At 68.4% G+C, this 6,127-nt stretch carries 3 protein-coding genes; all 3 read left to right on the top strand.

Annotation, left to right across the window (positions count from 1 at the left end):
- Nucleotides 1-161: 161 nt before the first annotated feature.
- The 3 genes from AC1RVY_RS24125 to AC1RVY_RS24115 all read left to right on the top strand — a co-directional run bounded on the left by AC1RVY_RS24125 (nt 162) and on the right by AC1RVY_RS24115 (nt 6,127).
- Entirely contained in the window at nt 162-2,678 is a 2,517-nt protein-coding gene (locus tag AC1RVY_RS24125) for a putative bifunctional diguanylate cyclase/phosphodiesterase (RefSeq protein WP_218293652.1), read from the top strand.
- Between the two features lie 75 nt (nt 2,679-2,753).
- A complete protein-coding gene (locus tag AC1RVY_RS24120) occupies nt 2,754-3,968 on the top strand; it encodes an FAD-dependent monooxygenase (protein WP_218293653.1) in 1,215 nt (404 codons plus the stop codon).
- Nucleotides 3,969-4,204: 236 nt separating this feature from the next.
- Entirely contained in the window at nt 4,205-6,127 is a 1,923-nt protein-coding gene (locus AC1RVY_RS24115; protein ID WP_218341875.1) for a PrkA family serine protein kinase, read from the top strand.

Below are 6,127 nucleotides of genomic sequence, written 5' to 3'. Positions count from 1 at the left end.
GTGGAGACGACGGGGCAGCTGTCGTTCCTGCGGCTGCATGGCTGCGAGGGGTTCCAGGGGTTTCTTTTCGGGCGGCCGGTGCCCATCGACGTATTTGTGCGCGAGCACCAGCTGGGCCTGTTCGCGCAGCCCGTGGTGGCCGTGGCCGAGGGGCGCAAGCCATGACGGCCGGGCCAGGCATCCTCTGGGTGGACAGCGACACGCAGCATGCCGCGGTGGCGCGGCGCCTGATCGCCGCGCACCACCCGGGCTGGCGCGTGGTCAACAGCCCCACGCCGGACACCGCGCGGGCGCCGCTGGCCTCGCAGGCCTGGGATGCCGTGGTGCTGTGCCTCAAGCCCTCGGTGCAGGATCTGCCCGGCGTGCTGGAGCTGTGCGCCGGGCGCCCCGTGCTCATGTGCATCGACGCCCACCAGGAGGCCCTGGCCGCGCGCGCGTTCCGCTGCGGACTGGGCGACTACATGGTGCGCGACGCCGATGGCGTGGCCCACCTGGGCGAGCTGCTGCACCGGCTGGCCGCGCTGCTGCACAGGACCCAGGGGCAGAGCCAGCCCGTGCGCATGGTGGACGCCCGCATCTGGCAGGATGCGCTGACCCTGCTGCAGGAGCAGCGCGCCACGCTGCAGGTCACGCTTGCCAGCATGAGCCAGGGCATCTTCAAGACCGCGCCGGATGGGAGCATCACCGTCTACAACCAGCGCGTGCTCGAGCTGCTGGATCTGCCCGAATCCCTGATGGCCACGCGGCCCACCCTGGCCGACCTGACCCGCATCCAGGCCGAGCGGGGCGACTTTGGCGAAGGCCATCGCCTCGTGGACCGGCGCGGGCATGCCTACGTGGCGGGGGGCGCGGTCGCCGCCGCCCCGTCGGTCTACTGGCGCACCACGCGCGATGGCCGTACCTTCGAGGTGCGCACCACCGAGCTGCCCGACGGCGGCCTGGTGCGCACCTTCGCCGATGTGAGCGACTACGTGCGCGTGGAGAACGAGCTGCGCGAGAGCGAGGCACGCTTTCGCTCGCTGAGCGACCTGTCGTCCGACTGGTACTGGGAGCACGACGCCGAAGGCCGCTTCGTGCAGCTGGCGGGCGATCTCAGCGTCAATGGCATCCCCCTGTCCAACGTGATGGGCCGCACCCGCTGGGAGATCGGCGCGCTCAACATGACCGAGGCCGACTGGGCGGCGCACCGCGCGGTGCTGCAGGCCCGGCAGCCGTTTCGCGACCTGGAGCTGCAGCGCCACCGGCCCGATGGCAGCATGCACTGGATCTCGGTCAGCGGGGTGCCCGTGTTCGATGCACAGGGCGCGCTGTGGGGCTACCGGGGCGTGGGCCGCGACATCACCGAGCGCAAGGAGGTCGAAAGCCAGATCGAGCGCCTGGCGTTCTACGACATGCTCACCGGCCTGCCCAACCGCCGCATGCTGGTGGACCGCCTGCAGCGCGCGATGGCGGTGGTCGCCCGGTCGGGTGCGCAGGGCGCGCTGCTGTTCATCGACCTGGACAACTTCAAGGACCTCAACGACACCCTGGGCCATGACACGGGCGACCAGCTGCTGCTGCAGGTGGCCCAGCGCCTGAAGGGCTGCGTGCGCGAGGCCGACACCGTGTCGCGCTTCGGCGGCGATGAGTTCGTGGTGCTGGTGGAGGGCCTGAGCGCCGACGGCCCCCATGCCAGCGCCGAGGCCGCCCTGGTGGCCAGCCACATCGCCACCACGCTGGGCAAGCCCTACGCGCTGGGCGAGACCAGCCACCACAGCACGCCCAGCATCGGCATCGCGCTGTTTGGCCAGCAGACCTGCAGCGTGGACGAACTGCTCAAGCACGCCGACCTGGCCATGTACCAGGCCAAGGCCGCGGGGCGCAACACCCAGCGCTTCTTCGACCCCGACATGCAGGCCGCCGTCAGCAACCGCTCGGCGCTGGAAGCCGACCTGCGCCGGGGCCTGCAGGAAAAAGAACTGGTGCTGTATTTCCAGCCCGTGGTGGACGGCAAGGGCCGCCTGCAGGGCGCGGAGGCCCTGGTGCGCTGGAAGCACCCGCGGCGCGGTCTCGTATCACCGGCCGAGTTCATTCCGCTGGCCGAACAGACGGGGCTGATCCTGCCGCTCGGGCACTGGGTGCTCGAAGCCGCCTGCGCGCAGCTCGTGGCCTGGTCGCGCAGCTCGCTCACGCGTCAGTTCTTTCTGTCGGTGAACGTGAGCGTGCGACAGTTCCGCCAGCCCGATTTCGTCGAGCAGATGCTGGGCATCCTGCACAAGAGCGGCGCCAACCCCGAGCGCCTGAAGCTGGAACTGACCGAAAGCCTGCTGCTGGCGGATGTGGAGGACGTGATCTCGCGCATGGAATACCTGCGGCGCTACGGCGTGGGGTTCTCGCTCGATGACTTCGGCACGGGCTACTCGTCGCTGAGCTACCTCAAGCGCCTGCCGCTGGACCAGCTCAAGATCGACCAGGGCTTCGTGCGCGACCTGCAGACCGACCCCAACGACGCGGCCATCGTGCGCACCATCCTGGCCCTGGCGCACAGCCTGGACCTGGCCGTGGTGGCCGAAGGCGTGGAGACCACGGGGCAGCTGGAGTTCCTGCAGCGCCACGGCTGCCAGGCTTTCCAGGGCTATCTGTTTGGCCGCCCCATGCCGGCGGAGGTGCTGGAGCGCGCCCTGCGGCCCGCGCTGTGACGGCGCGCTGCCTTCCTCGCGCGGGCCCTGCGCCATGACAAGCCGCGGCGGGCGTCCGCACGGCACAATCGGTGCATGAAGAAGCAGGTACTGGTCGCCGGTGGCGGCATTGGGGGGCTGGCAGCGGCGCTGGGCGCATCGCGGGCGGGCTGGGACGTGCGGCTGTACGAGCGCGCCGCAGCCTTCAGCGAGGTGGGCGCGGGGGTGCAGATCGGGCCCAACGTGGTGCGCCGCCTGCAGGCCTGGGGACTGCAGCAGCCGCTGCAGGCCGTGGCGGCGTTTCCGAGCCGGCTGCAGGTGCGCAATGCCGTCAGCGGCCGCGAACTGGCCGTGCTGCCGCTGGGCCCGACAGCGGTGCAGCGCTACGGCGCCGCCTACGCCACCATCCACCGCGCCGACCTGCATGGCCTGCTGCTGGCGGCGCTGACCAAATACACCGACACGCAGCTGCACCTCGCGCACGCGATCGAGGGCTTTGCCGACGGCGATGGCGTCGTCACCGTGCGCACGAGCCGGGGCAAGGAGGTGGAAGGCGATGCGCTCATCGGCGCCGACGGCCTGTGGAGCCGCACCCGCACGCAGCTGCTGGGCGCGGTGGCGCCGCGCGTGACGGGGCACCTGGCCTACCGCGCCCTGGTGCCGCAGCACGCACTGCCCGGCGCGCTGCGCACCGCGCAGGTCACGGCCTGGCTGGGCCCGCGCCTGCATGCGGTGCAGTACCCCGTGCGCCGGGGCGAACTGCAGAACATCGTCGTCATCGTGCAGGGCCCCGCGCCGCAAGACCTGGAGAACTGGGACCATGCCGCCAACGCCACGGGGCTGGAACACGCCCTGCAGGGCACCTGCACCGCGCTGCAGGACGTGGTGCGCAGCGTGAGCGACCAGGGCGGCGCGGGCGGCTGGCGCCTGTGGCCGCTGTGCGACCGGCCGCCGGTGCGTGGCGCGGGCGACATGGCGCAGGGCCTGGTCGCCCTGCTGGGCGATGCCGCCCACCCCATGCGCCCTTACCTGGCCCAGGGCGCGGGCATGGCCATCGAGGACGCGGCGGAGCTGCAGCGCGCGCTGGCCATGCACGACCTGGAGGTGCCGCTGCGCCTGACCCGGTATGCCCTCAACCGTTGGCAGCGCAATGCGCGCGTGCAGGCCCGCTCCACGCGCAACGGGCGCATCTTCCACGCCATGGGCCCCGTGCGCTGGGGGCGGGATCTCTCATTGCGCCTGCTGGGCGAACGGCTGCTGGACGTGCCCTGGCTGTACCGGGGCGATGGCTCCATTGCCAGTTCGCTGTGATGCCCTTGCGCGATAGCTGGCCGCGCTGGATGGCGGGGCCCTCGCACCAATGAACTTTGCGCGGCATGCCTGCTCTATCCATGGGCGGGCATGGATGTAAAAAGCACCGCATGCGCACACAAACACCCTGTTCAAGGGCGGACCATGGTGCTACAAAGAGATGAGCCAGTAGCGATTCCCACTGCAACACCGTGGCACTTCCCGGGCCCGCCAGGGGTGCCGCCACAGGAGGTCGTATGGATGCCATCAGCAGTTTCGCCGCGCGCTACGCCCGCAGCCGCGAAGAGGAAATGTCGATCGACGAGTACCTCGCCGAGTGCAAGCGCGATCCCATGGCCTATGCCACGGCGGCCCAGCGTATGCTGGCCGCCATCGGCGATCCCGAGATGGTGGACACGCGCAACGACCCGCGCCTGTCGCGCATCTTCGCCAACAAGGTGATCAAGCGCTACCCCACGTTCGCCGAGTTCTACGGCATGGAGGATGCCATCGAGCAGGTGGTGAGCTTCTTTCGCCATGCCGCGCAGGGGCTGGAGGAGCGCAAGCAGATCCTCTACCTGCTGGGGCCGGTGGGCGGGGGCAAGAGTTCCATCGCCGAGCGGCTCAAGTACCTGATGCAGAAGGTGCCGTTCTATGCGATCAAGGGCTCGCCGGTGAACGAGTCGCCGCTCGGGCTGTTCGACGCGATGGAGGACGGCCCGGTGCTGGAGGAGCAGTTCGGCATTCACCGGCGCTACCTGCAGCGCGTGCTGTCGCCCTGGGCGGTCAAGCGGCTCGACGAGTTCGGCGGCGACATCCGCCAGTTCCGCGTGGTCAAGCGCTACCCCAGCATCTTGAAGCAGGTGGGCATTGCCAAGACCGAGCCGGGCGACGAGAACAACCAGGACATCTCCAGCCTGGTGGGCAAGGTGGACATCCGCAAGCTCGAGACCTTTGCCCAGGACGACACCGACGCCTACAGCTACAGCGGCGGCCTGTGCCTGGCCAACCAGGGGCTGCTGGAATTCGTGGAGATGTTCAAGGCGCCCATCAAGGTGCTGCACCCGCTGCTCACCGCCACGCAGGAGGGCAATTACAAGGGCACGGAGGGCTTCGGCGCGATCCCGTTCGACGGGGTGGTGCTGGCCCACAGCAACGAGAGCGAGTGGAAGGCCTTTCGCAACAACAAGAACAACGAGGCTTTCCTGGACCGCATCTACATCGTCAAGGTGCCGTACTGCCTGCGCGTGAGCGAGGAGATACGGATCTACGAGAAGCTGATCCGCGAATCGTCGCTGGGCAACGCCGTGTGCGCGCCGGGCACGCTCAAGATGATGTCGCAGTTCGCCATCTTGACGCGCCTGAAGGAGCCCGAGAACTCCAGCATCTTCAGCAAGATGCAGGTGTATGACGGCGAGAGCCTGAAGGACACCGACCCGCGCGCCAAGAGCTACCAGGAGTACCGCGACTACGCCGGCGTGGACGAGGGCATGACCGGGATCTCCACGCGCTTCGCGTTCAAGATCCTGTCCAAGGTGTTCAACTTCGACAGCGCCGAGCTGGCGGCCAACCCGGTGCACCTCATGTATGTGCTGGAGCAGCAGATCGAGCGCGAGCAGTTCCCCTCCGAGCTGGAAACCAAGTACACCAGCTACATCAAGGAGTTCCTGTCACCGCGCTATGCCGAGTTCATCGGCAAGGAGATACAGACAGCCTACCTGGAGAGCTACAGCGAGTACGGGCAGAACATCTTCGACCGCTACGTCACCTACGCCGACTACTGGATCCAGGACAACGAGTACCGCGACACCGACACCGGCGAGGTGTTCGACCGCAGTGCGCTCAACGCCGAACTCGAGAAGATCGAGAAGCCCGCGGGCATTGCCAACCCCAAGGATTTCCGCAACGAGATCGTCAACTTCGTGCTGCGCGCGCGCGCCAACAACCAGGGCAACAACCCGAGCTGGACCAGCTACGAGAAACTGCGCCTGGTGATCGAGAAGAAGATGTTCTCCAACACCGAGGAGCTGCTGCCCGTCATCAGCTTCAACGCGAAGGCCAGTGCCGAGGAGGCGCGCAAGCACGAGGATTTTGTCACCCGCATGGTGGACAAGGGCTACACCCCCAAGCAGGTGCGTTTGTTGTGCGAGTGGTACCTGCGCGTTCGAAAAAGCAGTTGA

The organism is Acidovorax sp. GW821-FHT11A03 (assembly GCF_058809075.1).
Note: the sequence above shows the minus strand (reverse complement) of the source record. Positions and strands in the feature narration are given on the sequence as shown.

Bases quoted from the DNA above. Each gene is read 5' to 3' on its own strand.
- AC1RVY_RS24125 (WP_218293652.1), top strand. From the start codon at position 162: ATGACGGCCGGGCCAGGCATCCTCTGGGTGGACAGCGACACGCAGCAT.
- AC1RVY_RS24120 (WP_218293653.1), top strand. From the start codon at position 2,754: ATGAAGAAGCAGGTACTGGTCGCCGGTGGCGGCATTGGGGGGCTGGCA.
- AC1RVY_RS24115 (WP_218341875.1), top strand. From the start codon at position 4,205: ATGGATGCCATCAGCAGTTTCGCCGCGCGCTACGCCCGCAGCCGCGAA.